This window comes from Microvirga tunisiensis (assembly GCF_009296175.1).
GTDB classification, from domain to species: domain Bacteria; phylum Pseudomonadota; class Alphaproteobacteria; order Rhizobiales; family Beijerinckiaceae; genus Microvirga; species Microvirga tunisiensis.
In genome coordinates this window covers 121,608-138,095 of record NZ_VOSK01000001.1, presented here as the reverse complement: position 1 = coordinate 138,095, position 16,488 = coordinate 121,608, and the positions used below count along the sequence as shown (strand labels likewise).

The window sequence follows — 16,488 nt, the reverse complement described above, 5'->3', positions numbered from 1 at the left end:
TCCTTGGCGGTCGGTCCGCCGTTTGTTCTGAGGGATTGGACGGCCCTCTCCCGAAGCCTCCGTGAAGGCCTTAGGGGAAGGCCGGGGCCGAAGCCCCGCTCCCGGATTAGATCTTCCGCTCGGTGGCGGTCGCGAGTTCCAGCTCGTCCTTCTCGCGCTTCGTGCAGACGATCCTGTCCTTGGTGACCCCGAACTCCTTCGGTTCTCCGGACTTGCGGAATTCGTTGAAGATGACCTCGGTGCACGGCTCGGTGCCGTGATCGCCTTCGGAGAAAACCCCGGCGAAGAACTCGCGATCGAACTCGTTGGCGATGTCCGAAACCGCATCGTCGATCGCCTCGCTCTCGGTGCGGCCTGCACCCAGGATCCTGGCCGGGGCGAGGGTCTCGGAATCGTATTGAACGGCGACGTAGTACTGCGACATCAATCTCTCTCCTCTAGCGGCAAATCCGCCTCTGTGAACAGAATGTTCACACGCTGAGCAAGACACAAGAGGGGAATGAAAAAATTTCTTCAACCCAGCATGTCGCAGCTGCCAAGTCTTTGAAACAACATGTTTTCAGGTATGTAGATGCGGCACCCGCAACGAGGCGATCGTCGCCGGCACGGTCTCCGAGGTACGCGGCAAAGCTATGAAGATGGACGCCAGTACCGGGTCGGAACCGCTTGGGGCCAGCGCAAGATCTGTGCCCAATTATACGTTTAGCTCGAACGGATCAGAAACCATCCCGAGATGGGCTTGCGGACTGACCCTGAATGTGAAGCTAGATGCTACTCGCACCGAGCTGGTACCCATTTGAAAGTATTGCACTAACCTCTTTGTCATACCTATGTGGGCAGCGCTACTCTCACGGGCGCAGCTTCGGAGAGCAGTAACCTTCTCCATCTGCTGATTCGCCTTGGAATGATAGCTCAAACACCTCGATTCGGGGCACATGCGGCCGTCACGGAGATCTCTCGGTTAACTCAGGAGCCTGCGTTCTTGCTACGTACTTCGTTACCGTACAATCAGGCACAGATCGTGCGCTGATCCCTATTGTCGCTTTGCCCCTAAAGGCGAGATAGGGAACTCAACAAAATCAATGGCAATCCTTTGCCGCTAAATGTGAGACTTTGCCTATAAAATCGAGATTTTTCCCCTAAAAGTGAGACAGCGTTTACAGGGGCGTGCGGCTGGCTGCGATGGAGATGGAGATGGAGATGGAACGGGACCTGACAGAGTTCGCCAAGGTCGCCTTGCTCCGGACCTGTCACAAGGAAGCCCGTTTGCTCGCCACCGTCGATCGTATCGCGCGCCAGATACAGCACCACGTTCACACGCAGGGATCAAAGAGCAGCGAACAAACCTGATCGGCATCTCGCCTTTAACGGCAAAGAATGTCGCTTTTCGACACCCAACGCGACGAATCTCAAAGTTAAAGGCAAAGTGACATCAGGGGAGGGTAGGAGGCGGAGATCTGCCTGCTGGGCATTCACACGGATCCAATAGGCGGCTCTCGCTTCAGCGTTCGGGCTCGGCGTAGGTGCCGGACAGCAGCGTTCTGAAGCGGAAGCGGATCTTGCGGTAGCACTCGCACGCTCCCCGTTCCAGACCGGCGCGGTCGATGACCTTGATCCCACCACGGTACTGCTCGATCAGCCCCGACGTCTGGAGGCCACGCAGAACGGTGCTGACCGTCGAGCGCTGCACGCCGAGCATCTCGGCCAGGAACTCATGGGTGAGGGGCAGGGCATCCTCGTCCAAGCGATCATGCGTGCTGAGGATTCAACGGCAGCATCGGACCTCGACGGGATGGACGGCGTTGCACGCGACCGTGTGATACGCCTGCGCCAGGAGTGCCTCGTTGTAGGCGAGTACCAGACGTTGGAGGGGTACCGTCGAATTCTGGTTTAGCAAGCGGCGCTATCTGGCTGCAGCCAAGCGCTTCCTGAGCAAGGCGCTCAAGCGGCATGGCCGGCCCGAGCGCATCGCCATTGATGGCAGTCAGACGAATCGGAAAGCGATGCTATCGAGCGATACCGCAGACCGGCTCCAAGATAAAACGCGGCGTGATTCGACGCCCATTCAAATTCGACAAAGTGCCTACCTGAATAACCGCATCAAGCAGGATCATCGCGCCATCAAACGCCGAGTTCGCCCAATGCTCGGGCTCAAGTCGGTGGCATCCGCGCGAGTGATCCTAGGCGGGATCGAGATGATCCACATGGTGTGCAAAGGGCAGGCGAAGTACGCCTGCAATCGGCAGCCGTCGCTCGCCGAACAGTTCGAGCTACTCGCTGCATGAGCCGATCACAGGTGTCTCCAACTTCCTCGTCCCTGCCCAGGATTTGCGACGGAACCGCTTCCGGCGACCTACTTACACGATCCCACTGTCATTAGACAAAGTTTTTGTCACAACTACTATTTGATCGCCTGCGGGTTTATGGGCGATCCCGTGCCACCAGGCAGATTGAGCGGTGGCGCGCAGAAGAAGAAGGTGTAGATGCCGTCTCTGGCGCAGTCTTCAGCAAGCTCCTTCACGTACAACATCTCGCCGACGGTGACGCCAATGCTTGGGATCGCGACTGAATGCCAGGGAAAGCCGTAACCATCTGCCGAGGCCGGTACAACCTCCACGGCATAGGTGTCAGAGGCAATAGCGGCGACGTCCTTCTCCTTCAGCCAGTAGCAGTTCTCGAAAGCTACGCCCGGGGCAGCCGAGTATGAATGCGTGTGCCAGTTTCCGCTGTTCAGGAAGCGTTCTTGGTATCCTGTCCGGATTATGACAAAGTCGCCTTGGCCTACACTGACGCCTTGTTTGGCGGCGCAATCATCAAGATCCTGGTTGCTGATGGTATAGCCGTTCTCCAGGTGATCCACGCTTTTGAAGCGTGCGATGTCCAGAAGCACGCCACGCCCGGCCATCCTATTGGCCGTATGCTCGATTCCGAGCTTTGGCGGGCCCTTGGACCTAAAATCCCTGGCGTCGCCGCCGTTATATGTCTGACCGCCGTGGAATGTGTGGCAAAGTGCATCCCAATGCGTGGAGCATTGTACCGGCATATGAATAGCGTCGTCGGAGTACTCGACCATGCCATCTATAAAGGCAGCGTGCGCGTCGGCACCATCTTGCATGTAGCTATGGATTACGTTCCAGCGACCCTTATTTGGGGTGGATTGTAGAGGCCATTTCAGCGAGGCTCCCAGGGCGAACACCCGACCTTCCCGGATAAGACGGGCGGCTGCGGCTATTTTCTGCGGCGTCACGTTGTTCAGTGTGCCGATTTGATCATCGACCCCCCATCGGCCCCAGTTCGACAGCTCACGAAAGGCTCTTTCAATCTCTTCCTTTATCATCTGTCTTCTAACCTCCCGATCGTATCTCGCTGTATGGGCCGTGTAGGACATGAACGGCCAACGCAGCCTTGCCCCTGTGGTTCGCCTTCGGTCTCTCAATTCCGAGAGGTCAAGAACCCCTGCAATGTCTAGTTAGCGGCGTTTGGCTGCGAGTGATGACGCCCCGACCGCGATCAGAAGCACGCAGCCGTTGAAGGCAGGCTCCGCCCAACCTGGCACCCCGTAGAGTTGCAGCCCATTCAAGCCAATCGCAACCAGCAGCACCGCGAAGGCAGTTCCAAGAGGGTTGAAGCGGCCAACCCGGACGGTGGTTGCGCCGAGAAAGCACGCTGCTAGTGCCGGCAGTAGGTAGCTTGTGCCGATCCCGGAACTGGCCGCGCCTATACGGCCCAGAGCCAGGAATCCGCAGAGCGAGGCGACCGCGCCCGAGATCACGAAGGACGTCGTGATCATGAGCTTGGTGCGAATGCCGACCAATTCGCTGGCCTTGCGGGAAAGTCCGACCGCGAGCAAGTTGCGCCCGAATGGCATGTTTTCCAGCGCAACCCAGAAGACGAGCAGCGTGACCGCGCCGATCATCACCATATTGGGAATGCCGTACGTATTACCCTGTCCGAAGGCGACGAAGCTCCGGGGAATCCCCTCAATCAGGATCGCGCCGCCGGTGAGGTAAATGGAGGCGGCTGCCGCGAGCGAGCCGACGCCGAGGGTGGCAATGAACGAGCTTATCCCGACGCGGGTGATTAGCAGCCCGTTCAGTAGGCCAGTGGCGATGCCGGTGCAGAACACGATCAGGAGGACGACGGGCACGCTCATTCCACCTTGGCCGAGCAGGACCGCAGAGATCACGGCACTTAGTTCTAACGTGAAACCCATCGAGAGGTCGAACTCGCCGGCAATCAGAGGGACCAGGGCACCTAGTGCAAGGACCAGGGCCAGGCTGTTGCTGGCCGCCACAACCTGCGCGTTGGGCAGGGTGGGGAAGGTGTCGGGGTTCAGTGAGGAGAACAAGATGGTCAGCAGCACGATGAAGATTGGCACACCGAACCGCCCGAGGTAACCAGCGAGGCCACGACGCCTAGTGCGGGTAGCGGGTCTTTCATCGCTCTTCGGGGGAATGGCGATTCCGGGAGCGGTCTTCGTGACCTTGACTGTTTCAGATGCTGTTTCATTCATCGCTTTTGTCCGACAATCGACGCCTGTTCAAGACTGGGAACGGACTCTTCGAGTTCGCTCACCAGCAAGTGCTCCATGTTCCGCACAGTCAGCGCATCGCCCTCGACGGAGTGCGTCATCCGACCGTCGGTCAGGCAGATTGCGCGGTCGCAGACATCGGCAATCTCCTCAAGACTGGACGAAAGCACGAGAACCGCTGCTCCGGCGGCTGCGCGTTCGCGGATAAAGGCGTAGATGCTGGCGCGTGCAGCCGCATCGACACCTTCCGTTGGTTCGTCGAGCACAAAAACCAGATTGTCCGTCAAATCCCACCGTCCAACGACAATCTTCTGCTGATTGCCTCCGCTGAGGTTCTGGATCCACTCCTCGCTGTCGCGCGGCACCACGGCATGGCGATCGATCAGTTCCGCGGCGACCTTGCGCTCCAGGCCCGACGACAACAGTCGGCCGTGCATCACTCTGCCGAGATTAGTGATTGTAAAATTCTCCCGCAGGGTTGCCCCGGGCAGGATGCCCGCCCGTTGGCGATCCTGTGGGACATAGGCGACGCCTCTTCGAATGGCGTCACGTGGATTCCGAGGCAGGAGTGGTTGGCCGGCGAGCAGCATGGAGCCGGACAAGATTTTCTCCTGACCGAAGATCGTTCGCCCGAGAGCGCTCTTGCCGCATGCTGCCCGGCCAATGACGCCACAGATATCGCCTTGTCGCAGCTCTAGGCTCACATTCTTGAGGCGTTCAGTCGATATTCCCCTGAGTTCGAGGACCGGCGCTCCAGTCGCCTTCCGACCGGAGGCATTCGCCCTGGACACCTGGTCGCCGGATACCCATTCGACCAGTTGCCGCACCGTCACATCGGCCGTGCGCACGTTGACTAGCAGCTTGCCATCTCTGAGTACGGTTATACGGTCTGTTACCTCCATCACCTCCTCGAAACGATGGGTCACATAGAGGATGCCGGCTCCCAGCAACTGCAGCCGGCGCACGAGGTCTAGCACAAGGCGTACCTCGCTTGGAGGCAAGGCAGCGGTAATCTCGTCTAGGATCAGCAGCCGAACCACATCCAACCCATCGTAGAGCGCCCTGGCACAGGCGACCGCGACCCGCTGCCAAGTCGGCAGGTCATCGACATGGTTGTCGGGATCGAGATTGTCCAGCCCGACCCTGGCCAGCGCCTCGGCGACACGCTGGCGGGTCGCCGGCCAGTCGATCAACCCGAGGCGGGTTCTGATATACCCCCCGCCGGCCGCGACGTTCTCCAGCACTGATATGCCGTCGAAGAGACCGAGGTCCTGATGAACCACCCGGACGCCAAGCGCCTCAGTGCTGGCGACTCCAGCGTCGGTGGGTACTTCCGACCCGGCGATGACGAGTTGGCCGGCGTCCCGCTGATAGTAGCCAGCCATGATCTTGGCCAAGGTCGACTTGCCTGAGCCGTTTGCCCCAATCAAGGCGTGGACCTGATAGTGTTCCACTGTCAGGTCGACATCCGCGAGCACGGCGCGCGGGCCAAATTGCTTGACCAGACCGGTCGCCTTAGCTGCTGGCGTGTTGCGAGCTGCAGAATTATGTGCCATCACGAGTGTCGCTCCGCGCAGCCGGAAACTTACTTGATGCCCCAGAGGGTCAGGTATTTCTCGGCGAATCCGCTGGCATCACTCGTATAGGCGGTGCCGGGAGCGGGCAGGCTGTCGGGCACCTCCATCGTCAGCAACTGCACTGGAACAACCTGGTGCACCGTCGGCTGGCCGTTCATGATTCTGATCATCTGATCGATGGCACCCCACACACCCCACTTAAGTGAGACACCGACATCGGCTACCAGCACGTTGCCCTCCCGCATCAGTTGCAGCGGTCCTGGGTTGGCAAGAGACGAGTACATCTTCACCTTATCCCGCATGCCGGCGGCGTCCAAAGCCGGGATGATGAAGTTCGCCATCGGATCAATGCCTTCAATGATCACGTTGATCTTGGGGTCCCGACGGATGGCGGCGACGACCTGCTGGGGGAGCGTCGTTCCTATAACAGACGACGTGAAGTCGATCGGTGTAGCGTAGGTGATCTGGCACTTCGAGCAGCCATCGAGGGTCGCCTTAACACCTTTCATGATCCGCGCCGGCAGCTGCCATTCGGCGATGTTGAGCATGAGGACATGCATCTTGCCATTGTGGTTGGCGATGGCTTCCGCCGCAATAATCTTGCCGACCTCGGCGGCATCCGACGACACATCTGCGTCGACGCCATATGGGCCGACCTCGTTAAGCAACTGGGGACTAACGATCGGGATCATCTTGGCCTTGGCCGACGCGATGCCACCGGAAATCAGCTTCGTGTCGATCCCGTTGAGAATGATGCCGTCGGCGCCTGCGTTGATGCCAGTCATGACAGCAGCATCAAAGCCGGTGGCGTCGGAAACAACGATAATCTTGTATCGCCAACCGAGGCGCTTGGCGACATCCTCAATTGCTTCCGAATTCTTCTTGCACCCCTCTACGGCATGGGTGCACGAGATCTCAACAATAAACTTATTTTTGGGGGCGGGGGCAGGCTCGGTCGGGCCAGGCCAGCTTGGCGTTGTTTGAGCGTTCCTAGTGATTTCGATATACTGGGAAAAATCCGGATCTGCTGCGTTTGCCGGCGCATTCATGCCAGCGAGCGCGAGGATGGCCGCTCCCCCGAAAAGGCTGCGCACGGTGTGCCGCTCGATACGCCTCCTACTCGTTTCAGTCTTACTCTCCGCCTCGTTAGCAATCGTGCTGGTTCGAGTCGCACGTCGAGTCATATTTTGGAGCATTGCTGGTCCTCCCGAGGCAAAAATACGTGTGCTCGACCTCAGTGCCATGCATGAGGCCGGATTAGCTGACCGTGTGGATAAGCAGGCGCTCACGGCCGAGCGCCTGATTCGGCTAGAAGCCGATCAAATCACCCCCGACCCAGTGCCAGCCACCCAGTCATCACTAACACAGCCTCGGTCTCCTTTCAAGTGAAATCCCACTCATTGGGATTTTATATGAATAGTGTTTCCGTACCGGGGGCATTTTTCCGCTATTTGAGTCACGCCGTATTGGCAGCCTTGAGTACTTACCTTGACAAAGCTGCAGAAACTTACGCAAAGTTCTCATATTTTGAGAACATTGGAATAAATCATGAAAGGCTCTGTTGTCTTATGACTTTTCCGCTGGTTTTGGCATTAAGAGATGTCCGATCCGGGGTGGCCACCCCGGATCGGGCGGAAGGGGATGGATCGAAGTCGTCTCGGTCGTAGGGGGCCGTCGACTAGTGTGGTCACCCCTTTCTTTTCCACCAGACCTGGGCGGAAACCAGGGCCTCGGGCCCGGATGACAAGAGTAGGACAGCGGAAGAGATGGATAATCTTCTACCCCAAACGGTCCGCATCGACATCTCAAAAGCGACCCTTGATGTATATGCCCATCCTGTCGGCTGCGAGCGGCAATTCCCCAATACCGCCAAGGATCAAAGAGAGCTGATAGATTGGCTTGCGCAATGGCAGATCGATCGGATCGCCTCTGAAGCGACTGGCGCTTACCACCGGTAGCGAGAGCAGGCTCTGGCGGATCTGCCATGCGTCAAGCTCAACCCGGCTCGAGCACGGCGGTTCGCACAAGCGGCAGGCACCCTCGCTAAGACGGATAAAATTGATGCGGTAATTCTAGCCCGCATGGCGACGACGCTCCAGCCTCCCGTGCGCCCCTCAAGTGGACTTGCATCGCAGAAGCGGAGAACTCTGTATGAAGCAGGAGGATCTCCATGCCGAAGACCCGTTTTACGAGAGAATTTCAGGATGAGGCTGTCCGCCTCGTTTTGACGAGTGGGCGCTCCCAACGCGCAATCGCTGACGATCTTGGCGTGAACCGTTCGACGCTCGCGCGCTGGATGGCGGAGCACCAGGACACGCGGCCTTCGTCGACCACCCCGCCCCATGAGGACGTCATGGCCGAGTTCAAGCGCCTCCGTCGCGAGAACGAGGTGCTCCGCCAAGAGCGCGACATCCTCAAGAAGGCCACCGCTAATATATCGCTATCCATCTGAGCATCGACGCTATGATACAGTTGAAGAAGGAGTATGAATTCGAAAGCCGCCACAGTGGTCGCGTGCACTTGGCCGCGAGCAGGCTGGCCGTGGAAGCCTGTAGCCGGCCCAGTCCAGCAAATGAACTGGAAGCCAAGTTCAGCCTGAAGGTCGTTTCTGGTTCTGAGATGCGCAGCGGCGCTTGCGGGCCGATCAGGTCGATCTATTGTCGTGATCCGGATGGAAGCTTGATTGAAATTGCCTCGTATGAACTCATAATTCTTTCGCAGAAATCCTGATTTTGATGCGTCGCAAAAGTCCGCGTATAAGCTAATGCAGGAGAGAACTACTTTGACAGCACCTTGCTCCCATAACTTCGGGCGATATGAAGTCACATGCTTTTGTGATGGCGTGTTTCAAGCACCAATAGGTGCGTTGATCCATATCGATGGCGAGACGGCCCGCCAAAGCGTGATCGCGGAGTGGGGCAATCCTAACATTCAGTTAGATGTGAATTTCTACGCGCTGCGCGATACGAATGGGATCACACTTGTGGATACGGGAGGTGGACCATCACTGGGGCCAAGCTTTGGGCTAGCAAGAATCGCAATGCGTGACGCTGGAATCTTACCGGAGGACGTGAGCCACGTTCTTCTCACCCACATTCACGACGACCATGTTTTCGGCTTGTTTGATGGGAGTCTTCCGTATTTTGCGAATGCCGAAGTACTGGTGCCCGAAACTGATATGGCGTTCTTCCTGGATCCGGCCGCACGTGAAGCAACACCAGAAGCCAGACGCGGCGGGTTCTCCGTGGCTGAACGGCTGCAAGAGACCTATGGTACCCGTATCCAAAAATGCCCTGAAGGCCACGTCCTACCGGGTATAGAGGCCCGGCGGTTACCGGGCCATACTCCCGGTCACACGGGATATCTTTTGCATGGTAATGATGACACGCTTTTTATCTGGGGGGATGTGCTGCATTTGGGGGCACTCCAGTCCCGCGATCCAAATATTGGGATGATCTACGACCTTTCTCCTGTGGTTGCTGCGACAACACGCCAAACCGCATTGGAGCATGCCGCCCGCGGCGGATGGGCCGTCGCAGGCGGCCATATTGGCTTCGGCCGAGTGCATTGTATGGAGGATGGCTATCGAATCTCGGAGTTATGAGCAAAGCAGTCTGTCGCAAATTTCCTGACATCTGTGGGGTATCATCCTGAGTTGTCTTCTCGCAGGGAACATTCGTAGCTACGGAAAATCTGATGGATCGTTGGACATTGCATTGGCTGGAAGCTTCAGGTGAGCTTGAGAATTCCCGGGCTGACATCCTGGCTAATTTCGAAGCCGCTTACCGTACTCCGTCCGGGCTACTGCCGCCGCCGGGTCTCGATATTCTCGTTGAACGGTTGGTAGGGCAAACAAGACCTCAAATGGGCATCGTCGGCCGCGCCTATCGGGACACGCTGTTCGCGATGACCGTGGACCCGGACAATCCCAACTTCACGAATAGCCTTCAGGATGGAGCCTTGCTCCGGCAGATCGTCCATGAGGTCCATCACTGCATACGCATGGCCGGACCTGGCTACGGCTGGCCGCTGGGTGAAGCTCTGGTAGCGAAGGGCTCGCGGGGCAATTTGTCCGCAAGCTCTACGGCTGCCGAACCGTGGGAAAGAGCTGTGTCGGCAGAACACCTGCGGAACTCCCGTAGATGTGAAAGCTTTAGCGTCTACCGACTATGATCATTCGGCATGGTCTTTGAACGTGGCTCGCACCCCGCTGGCTCGGTTATACGCTTGGGCATGAAATGGTCGGGGGCTGGCTGAAAGCTTCGGGCTAAATAGACGTCGCTATGTGGGTCAATGTTCCTGCTGATACTGTTGTTGGTCTTGCTCCGCATTTGATACTGCTGGCGAATTCATTATTCGGTGGAGCGGTTGAGGCGCGATCAGCGTTCAGGCTGTAGGGGCTTAGGTCCATACCTGGAGGTTTCCATGTCGCTCCGCCCGACCGCGAGTGGTGGTGTTCCAACTTCGACCGCAACCGTTGCCCATGCAGCCTTTCCCTAGGGCAATGCCTATCTGCGCTTGCGCGACCACCTTGGGACGATCTTCTCCGACGCCCAGTTCGCGTCCCTCTTTGCCCCTTGCGGGCAGCCGGCCGCATGCCCGCGGCGACTGGCGCTGGTGAGCTTGCTGCAGTTCGCTGAGAACCTCTCTGATCGGCGGGCAGCCGATGCGGTCCGCAGCCGCATCGATTGGAAGTACCTGCTGGGCCTGGAACTGACCGACCCTGGCTTCGATGCCTCTGTTCTGAGCGAGTTCCGCGGTCGTCTGGTGGCGGGAGGCTTAGAGGAGCAGCTCCTTGATACGCTTCTGGTCCTGTGCCGGGAGCACAAGCTGCTGAGCGCTCGAGGCCGCCAGCGCACCGACTCCACGCATGTGCTCGGGGCGGTCCGTTCGCTGAACCGTCTCGCCTGCGCGACCGAGACCATGCGGGCGGCTCTCAATGTCTTGGCGTCCGCGGCTCCGGCATGGTTGCGCGCTCATGCCAATCCCGCCTGGATCGAGCGCTATGGCAGGCGGGCTGACGACTATGACGTCCCGCAAGGCGAGGCGAAGCGGCGCGCCCATGCCGAGCAGATCGGGCGCGATGGTCATCAGCTGCTGGCGGCCATCATGGCTCCTGGTGCACCAATCTGGCTGCGTGAGATCCCGGCCGTTGAGCTGCTGCGGCAGGTTTGGGTGCAGAATTTCTGTCTCACCGACGAGGCTCAGACCGGAGAACCTGAGGATGGCCCATGCTCTGAGACCACTCCCCGGGTGCGGTGGCGGACCGACCATGAGGGATTTCCGCCCTCCCTGCTGATGGCCGGATCGCCCTACGATCCAGAGGTGCACTATGCAAATAAGGGGACGACGACCTGGATTGGCTACAAGGTTCATCTGACCGAGGCTTGTGACGAGGGTGGCCCGCACCTGATCACGCATGTGGAGACCACGCCGGCACCGGTCGTGGATCGCGACGCTCTCGAAGACATCCATGCGGCGCTCGAAGCCAAAGGTCTGCTGCCCGACACCCATCTTGTCGATGCTGGTTACGTCGCGGCCGATCAACTCGTCGCCAGTCGCCGGACCTATGGCGTCACGCTCCTCGGGCCGGCTCCCCAGAATTATCAGTGGCAGACCCAATCCGGTGAGGGCTTCACCTTGCAGGACTTCATCTTCGATTGGGATCGGCAAGTTGCGATCTGTCCGGCCGGGCACGAGAGCCGGAGCTGGCGTCCCGATGACTGGCAGGGACGGACTGCCTTCAAGGTGCCTTTCTCGACCACTCACTGTCGTCCCAGTCCGTTGAAGGCACACTGTACCCGCAGCGATCGGCGGCTTCTGACGCTGCGCCCTCAGGAGGAACATGAGACCCTTGCAGCGGCTCGCGAGCGTGAGGCGCAGCGTGTCTTCGCCAAAGAGTACCAGAAGCGCGCCGGCATCGAGGGAACGATCTCGGCCGGGGTCCGTGCTCTGCACCTGCGGCGCTCCCGCTACATCGGTCTCACCAAGACGCATCTCCAGCACGTGCTGACGGCAGCTGCCATGAACCTCATCCGACTAGGGGCTTGGTTCGCGGGCACACCGCTCGCACGAACCCGGCAATCCGCCTTTACCAAGCTCATGATGGCTCCCATCCCAGCATGATGAATTCGCCAGCAGTATCTTTTTCGACGCAAGTCCACGATGAGCCGAACACGCTCTTCTTCAGTTGGTGGAAGGATCTTCGGTCGGTCGATCTCGCCCGATCACAATGACGCGGAAAGGAGACTGCACCAAGGCCAACAACCATCAACTTGCCCCTCGAGCCGCAACATCAACATTACGCCGCTTCACGCAGGGTTTGACAGCGATCCATTGTGCGAGCAGTAACCAAGTCGAGCCTAGCCTATAAATCCAAATCGGTTGGTCCAGATAATTGAGTTAGCTTTGCCGACCTCCATCACCTAGCGGCCGGTGATTTTCAGCGCCGCTGTGGACCCTTTCATCCGCGGCGTTTGATCTTTATGCGTAGAACTCCTGCTTGATCGGGGCGGGACAAAAACTGCTGTTCTCGCTCCGGCTCCCACGTCAACCCGATTCAGTCCGAAAGGCTGGCTAGATAGCTACCAAACCGCGCTCCACAAAAGGGGAGCAAGATCATTGCTTACTTGATCTCTCATGAAATGCTCTGTTGTTCTATGCCCGCAGGCTCACGGGAATGGCCGCATCTGTCCGGCTGGATGGGTGCGGCCAAGAAATAGGCGCTCGATTGAATTCAGACCATCAGACGGCACACACTCAAGCCAGATGCTGTTTGAAGAACGACGTCAGCTTATCAAACGGGATCTTGTCCATCTGGTCATAAAGATCAACGTGGTCTGCATTGGGCACAATCACCAATTCCTTGGGATTGGAAGCCTCCTTGTAGACATCTTCAGAGTAATAGCGTGAGTGGGCGTTTTCTCCCGCCACCAGCAGAACCGGGCGCGGGGAAATCATTTCGATGTTCGCATACAGCGGAAAGCTGAAGAACGACATGGGGGTCGTGGCCGTCCACGCCGTTGTCGAGTTGATGCCCCTTGGATGGAAACCGCGCGGGGTTTTGTAGTAGTTGAAGAAAGCGACCAGAACCGGGTCAGGATCTGCGGGCAGGCTTTCAGGAAGGACACGCTGCCCTTTCAGGATATTCCCCTTCTCGTCGAACGGAACCTCGTGATAACCCAGCGCAGGTTTGCCGCTTTCCGCATCAATCCAGCGTTGCTGGCTGATGTAGTTAATAACCTTGTGGCGCTGCTCCATCGTATAACCGTCTTTATGGCTGCGGCTCATGCTGCGAGACATGTCATACATGGAAGCTGTAGCGACCGCCTTGATGCGCGAATCGCTGGTGGCGGCAGTAAGTGCCATGCCGCTGAAACCACAAATGCCAATGGCACCGATGCGGTCGCGGTCAACGTTCGGCTGAAGGCCAAGAAAATCCACGGCCGCGCTGAAATCCTCGGTGTTGATGTCCGGCGACGCCACGTTGCGCGTTTCGCCACTGCTTTCCCCGGTATAGGAAGGATCGAACGCCAGCGTGACGAAACCCCGTTCGGCCATGGTTTGTGCATAAAGGCCTGACGCTTGTTCCTTCACCGCACCAAACGGGCCGCTGATGGCAATCGCCGCCATTCTGCCACTGGCGTTCTTCGGCTGGTACAGGTCTGCCGCTAGGATGATGCCGTAGCGGTTCTTGAAGGTGACTTTCTTGTAGTCAACCCTATCGCTTTTGGCGAAGGTCTTGTCCCAAGCGTCACTGAGTTTCACTTGCGACTGCGCGACGGCTTGACCCGAGGCAGCCATACCAACGCTCAACGCGGCCATACCGGTGCCCGTCATTTTCAGGAGGTTGCGCCTGCCGAGGTCGAAGCCCGCATGCTCGTCCACGGCACGTTCATCCGCATTTTGCCTGTTCATCGCTGTGCCTCCGTACGTGTCCTGGGCTTATCCCGCGGGATAAGCCCTTCATGGCGGAAATTTAGATGACACCAGGCGCCGACATTAGGTCGTTTGTTTTGCATGTCGTTATGAATCTAGCTCATAAACGGTGCGCGTCGGGGCAGATCGCTCCGATTGTTTCAGGGCTCATAACCACATGCAGCCTTGCCGCGCCAGTCGCCGCTGAGCCCATCGCCTATCTATGCCTTAGCGAAATAATCCGGACTCGGACTCGTTCCCACGAACCGGATACTATGATCACATCCCTGTAATCATCCATCCCGATTTGCTTCAGTATTTCCCCGCAAGGCCGGACGTGAAATCGTCAAGCTGAACGTTTCTCCTGATTCAGAATTCTTCTTGAAAAGCGCTTTTAGCTTGTCGAACGAGCTCTTGCCGTTCTGCTTGTCATACAGATCGACGTGGTCGGCACCCATCACATCGACCAGGTCCTTGAGCTGGGCCGGGTCCTGGTAAGCGGTTTCGGCAAAGTTGCGCAAATGTGCCGTCTCGCCGGCGATAATTAACACTGGGCGTGGCGTAATTTCCTTGATGTAGGTGAACTGCGGGAAGGTCATGAACGCCATCGGCGTCGTGATCGACAGAGTGCCGTGGAGTTCACAGAGCGCGGACGGAAGCTTTGTCTTGCACAGTAAACCTATAAACTCTACCGGAATCGGGTCTGCGTTTTCAGGCAGCGTCTCCAGGTTGATGACCACTGTGCAGGTGAGATTGCTGGTTTCATCGAATACGACGTTGTGGCTGACGCAGGCGAGTGCCGTTTTCCGCGTCTTCTCAGCGCCGAAGCCTCGTATTCTTCAAGGCTTTGGAACGTTGTTCCGGCGTGTAGCCGTCCTGGAAGCCTGTGACCCACAGTCGAGCCATATCGTACATCATGGAGCTTGCAACAGCCTTGATGCGGTTGTCGGCGGCAGTGGCGCTCAGGTTCAGGCCGCCATTGCCGCAAACGCCCGGCACATCAATACGGTTACGGTCAACAACGTCCAGAAGACCCAAATCGGCCACCGCTCCGGCGGATTGATGACTCCAGTTCATAACTGCAACTCAAATAACTGATCTAATCTGCTCACAGGTTTGGAGATATTTTAGCCCTGCTTTGATCAGAGAAATTCAAGGAGGGTCCGATGGGCAACAAACCGCATGCTGACGCCCTTGCACTGACAAACGGGCCATTGCGCAGGACACTCATCCAAGGCTCTCCCATTGCAACTACATCAATCCTGATGAGCGTCCAGGCCATTATTGCGCAATCACCGCGTTCGGAGAAAATACCATGCAATTTATCCAGGAGTGGGACAAGACGTTCCCGCGCAGCGACAAGGTCGATCACCAGAAGGTGGCATTCGAGAATCGTTATGGCATCACGCTTGCGGCCGACTTGTATCTACCCAAAGCTCGTGGCAACCAGAAGTTGGCGGCGCTCGCCGTAAGCGGTCCGTTTGGCGCTGTGAAAGAACAGTCCTCCGGCCTGTACGCTCAGACTATGGCGGAACATGGCTATGTCACGCTCGCATTCGATCCGTCCTACACGGGGGAAAGCGGTGGCGAGCCACGCAAAACGGCGTCTCCTGACATCAATACTGAGGATTTTAGCGCCGCTGTTGACTATCTCGGTAGGCACGCTGCCGTTGATCGTAACCGTATCGGAATCGTCGGCATTTGCGGCTTTGCGGGCATGGCATTGAATGCCGCCGCCGCAGACAAGCGTATCAGAGCTGTCGCGACTACCAGCATGTATGATATGTCCCGCGTGATGGCGCGGGGTTATTACGATGGCTTTACGGCCGAGCAGCGCGCGCAGATGCTGGAAAAGCTGAGTCAGCAGCGTTGGGCTGACGCCGAAGGCGAGGCTCCTGCGCTGGCAGGAGGATTGCCTGAAACCTTGGACGGCGTCGATGATCCTGTCACCAGAATGTACTTCGACTACTACAAGACGCCTCGCGGCTTCCACGAGCGCTCGGTGAATTCGACCACGGGCTGGGCGGTAACTAGTCCATTGTCCTTCATGAACATGCCGCTTCTGACCTACATTGCGGAGATTTCACCACGGCCAATCTTGCTAATCGCGGGTGACAACGCGCACTCACGTTACTTCAGCGAGGATGCTCACGAGGCCGCGGCTGATCCCAAGGAACTTATGATTATAAAGGACGCCAACCACGTCGACCTATATGATCGCATGGACAAGATTCCTTTCACCCGGATCTCTGAGTTCTTCAACGAACATCTCAAATAGTTCGTACCGAGGAGGGCGGGATGGGTCCCGCCCTCCTTCCGCAGCAGCGTCGTCGAATTGTGGAATTTCTCAAGCTTAGGCACCTGTGAAGGGAAATCGGGCGCTTCCTCGATCGTCGGCGAAGTCTAGAGACCCACTCACGAAAAAAGCTCAGCAAGAATTGAGAATGCGAACGATCAACTATG

At 57.9% G+C, this 16,488-nt stretch carries 15 protein-coding genes and 2 pseudogenes; 8 read left to right on the top strand and 9 right to left on the bottom strand.

Going from position 1 to position 16,488, the window contains the following annotated elements:
* Positions 1–106: 106 nt before the first annotated feature.
* Positions 107–424 (bottom strand): hypothetical protein, encoded by a 318-nt coding sequence (locus tag FS320_RS00580; RefSeq protein WP_152708654.1) that lies wholly within the window; start codon positions 422–424, stop codon positions 107–109.
* A gap of 776 nt (positions 425–1,200) precedes the next feature.
* On the opposite strand from FS320_RS00580, the gene FS320_RS45010 reads away from it, so the two are divergent.
* Positions 1,201–1,350, top strand: coding sequence for a hypothetical protein (locus tag FS320_RS45010; protein WP_153885275.1), 150 nt, complete (start codon positions 1,201–1,203; stop codon positions 1,348–1,350).
* A 151-nt stretch (positions 1,351–1,501) separates the two neighbouring features.
* Here the strand turns inward: FS320_RS45010 and FS320_RS47515 are convergent, their stop codons facing one another.
* Entirely contained in the window at positions 1,502–1,744 is a 243-nt protein-coding gene (locus tag FS320_RS47515) for a Crp/Fnr family transcriptional regulator (protein ID WP_244626894.1), read from the bottom strand.
* Between the two features lie 130 nt (positions 1,745–1,874).
* Between FS320_RS47515 and FS320_RS00570 the strand changes: the two are divergent.
* Positions 1,875–2,285 (top strand): annotated as a pseudogene (locus FS320_RS00570) (DDE-type integrase/transposase/recombinase); the annotation flags it as partial.
* A gap of 116 nt (positions 2,286–2,401) precedes the next feature.
* On the opposite strand, the gene FS320_RS00565 reads toward FS320_RS00570, so the two are convergent.
* From FS320_RS00565 to FS320_RS00550, 4 genes are all read right to left on the bottom strand, one after another.
* The gene (locus FS320_RS00565) at positions 2,402–3,337 is read right to left on the bottom strand and encodes a cyclase family protein (RefSeq protein WP_152708653.1); all 936 of its coding nucleotides are present in this window, start codon (positions 3,335–3,337) and stop codon (positions 2,402–2,404) included.
* A gap of 132 nt (positions 3,338–3,469) precedes the next feature.
* The gene (locus tag FS320_RS00560; protein ID WP_162002725.1) at positions 3,470–4,378 is read right to left on the bottom strand and encodes an ABC transporter permease subunit; all 909 of its coding nucleotides are present in this window, start codon (positions 4,376–4,378) and stop codon (positions 3,470–3,472) included.
* Positions 4,379–4,509: 131 nt separating this feature from the next.
* Positions 4,510–6,087, bottom strand: coding sequence for a sugar ABC transporter ATP-binding protein (locus tag FS320_RS00555; protein WP_152708651.1), 1,578 nt, complete (start codon positions 6,085–6,087; stop codon positions 4,510–4,512).
* A 29-nt stretch (positions 6,088–6,116) separates the two neighbouring features.
* Positions 6,117–7,202, bottom strand: coding sequence for a substrate-binding domain-containing protein (locus tag FS320_RS00550; RefSeq protein WP_162002724.1), 1,086 nt, complete (start codon positions 7,200–7,202; stop codon positions 6,117–6,119).
* Between the two features lie 1,076 nt (positions 7,203–8,278).
* On the opposite strand from FS320_RS00550, the gene FS320_RS00545 reads away from it, so the two are divergent.
* The 5 genes and pseudogenes from FS320_RS00545 to FS320_RS00525 all read left to right on the top strand — a co-directional run bounded on the left by FS320_RS00545 (position 8,279) and on the right by FS320_RS00525 (position 12,234).
* Positions 8,279–8,560: a transposase gene (locus tag FS320_RS00545; protein WP_152708649.1), complete on the top strand. Its 282-nt coding sequence runs from the start codon at positions 8,279–8,281 to the stop codon at positions 8,558–8,560.
* Positions 8,561–8,580: 20 nt separating this feature from the next.
* Positions 8,581–8,838, top strand: a complete 258-nt coding sequence (locus tag FS320_RS00540) for a VOC family protein (protein WP_152708648.1) — start codon at positions 8,581–8,583, stop codon at positions 8,836–8,838.
* A gap of 52 nt (positions 8,839–8,890) precedes the next feature.
* Positions 8,891–9,712, top strand: a complete 822-nt coding sequence (gene aidB / locus FS320_RS00535) for an AidB family quorum-quenching N-acyl homoserine lactonase (protein WP_244626893.1) — start codon at positions 8,891–8,893, stop codon at positions 9,710–9,712.
* Between the two features lie 92 nt (positions 9,713–9,804).
* Complete coding sequence (locus FS320_RS00530) at positions 9,805–10,281, top strand: DUF2268 domain-containing putative Zn-dependent protease (protein ID WP_202882817.1); 477 nt, start codon at positions 9,805–9,807, stop codon at positions 10,279–10,281.
* 252 nt (positions 10,282–10,533) lie between these two features.
* Positions 10,534–12,234, top strand: a pseudogene (locus FS320_RS00525) (IS1182 family transposase).
* Between the two features lie 633 nt (positions 12,235–12,867).
* On the opposite strand, the gene FS320_RS00520 reads toward FS320_RS00525, so the two are convergent.
* The 3 genes from FS320_RS00520 to FS320_RS00510 all read right to left on the bottom strand — a co-directional run bounded on the left by FS320_RS00520 (position 12,868) and on the right by FS320_RS00510 (position 15,102).
* Positions 12,868–14,025 (bottom strand): alpha/beta hydrolase, encoded by a 1,158-nt coding sequence (locus FS320_RS00520; protein ID WP_152708646.1) that lies wholly within the window; start codon positions 14,023–14,025, stop codon positions 12,868–12,870.
* Between the two features lie 293 nt (positions 14,026–14,318).
* Positions 14,319–14,765: an alpha/beta hydrolase family protein gene (locus FS320_RS00515; RefSeq protein ID WP_152708645.1), complete on the bottom strand. Its 447-nt coding sequence runs from the start codon at positions 14,763–14,765 to the stop codon at positions 14,319–14,321.
* A 76-nt stretch (positions 14,766–14,841) separates the two neighbouring features.
* A complete protein-coding gene (locus FS320_RS00510) occupies positions 14,842–15,102 on the bottom strand; it encodes an alpha/beta hydrolase family protein (RefSeq protein WP_152708644.1) in 261 nt (86 codons plus the stop codon).
* A gap of 238 nt (positions 15,103–15,340) precedes the next feature.
* Here FS320_RS00510 and FS320_RS00505 point away from each other — a divergent pair, with 238 nt between their 5' ends.
* The gene (locus FS320_RS00505; protein WP_152708643.1) at positions 15,341–16,303 is read left to right on the top strand and encodes an alpha/beta hydrolase; all 963 of its coding nucleotides are present in this window, start codon (positions 15,341–15,343) and stop codon (positions 16,301–16,303) included.
* The last annotated feature ends 185 nt before the right edge of the window (positions 16,304–16,488 follow it).